1 protein-coding gene is annotated in these 1,077 nt (G+C 48.1%); it reads right to left on the reverse strand.

What is annotated here, in order from left to right; all coding sequences use genetic code 11:
* Positions 1-63: 63 nt before the first annotated feature.
* The gene (gene gap / locus H9Y04_RS49100; protein WP_187820156.1) at positions 64-1,071 is read right to left on the reverse strand and encodes a type I glyceraldehyde-3-phosphate dehydrogenase; all 1,008 of its coding nucleotides are present in this window, start codon (positions 1,069-1,071) and stop codon (positions 64-66) included.
* Positions 1,072-1,077 lie beyond the last annotated feature (6 nt).

Raw genomic sequence — 1,077 nt, forward strand, 5'->3', positions numbered from 1 at the left:
TTTTCACATATGGTGCTTCATGGGAAACTACAATTTATAGTCCGAGCTGCCGTCCGAGGCTAGTTATTGGGAAGCCTTGGCAACGTGCTCCAACAAGTCAACCACTCTGGTGGAGTAACCAAACTCATTGTCATACCAAGAGATCAACTTGACGAAAGTAGGAGACAACAAGATACCGGCCTTTTGGTCAAAGATGGAAGAGTAGCTGGAACCAAGGAAGTCGGTGGACACCACAGCGTCCTCGGTGTAGCCCATAATACCCTTCAAAGGACCATTGGCAGCAGCCTTGATGGCCTCAGAAATCTCCTCGTAAGTGGCAGATTTCTTCAATCTGACGGTCAAGTCAACAACCGACACATCGACGGTTGGCACTCTCAAGGACATACCGGTCAATTTACCGTTCAATTCAGGAATAACCTTACCGACGGCCTTAGCAGCACCGGTGGACGATGGAATGATGTTACCGGAAGCGGTTCTACCTCCTCTCCAGTCCTTGTGGGATGGACCATCGACGGTCTTTTGGGTGGCGGTGATCGAGTGCACGGTGGTCATCAAACCCTCCTCAATACCAAACTTGTCATTGACAACCTTGGCCAATGGAGCCAAACAGTTGGTGGTACAAGAAGCATTGGAAACAATGTTGATGTCCTTGGTGTACTTGTCCTCATTGACACCCACAACGAACATAGGAGCGTCCGAAGATGGAGCAGTGATGATAACCTTCTTAGCACCACCGTCAATGTGCTTTTGAGCACCATCCTTGGTGGTGAAAACTCCGGTGGACTCAATCACATAGTCGACACCAGATTTACCCCATGGAATGGAAGCTGGGTCCTTTTCACCGAAAACCTTGATGGAGTGACCATCGACAACGAGAGAGTCACCTTCGCTCTTAACTTCACCCTTGTATTGACCGTGAGTGGAGTCATACTTGAACATGTAAGAAGCGTAGTCAGCAGCAATAAAAGGATCATTGATGGCAACGACCTTAATGTCTGATCTTTGCAAGGCGATTCTCATCACCAAACGGCCGATACGACCGAAACCATTAATACCTACGGTAATAGCCATTGTATA

Source organism: Streptomyces polyasparticus (assembly GCF_014493765.1).
Lineage (GTDB): Bacteria > Actinomycetota > Actinomycetes > Streptomycetales > Streptomycetaceae > Streptomyces > Streptomyces polyasparticus.

Excerpts from the sequence above, each read along its gene's own strand:
- gap (WP_187820156.1), bottom strand. The coding sequence starts at position 1,071 with ATGGCTATTACCGTAGGTATTAATGGTTTCGGTCGTATCGGCCGTTTG.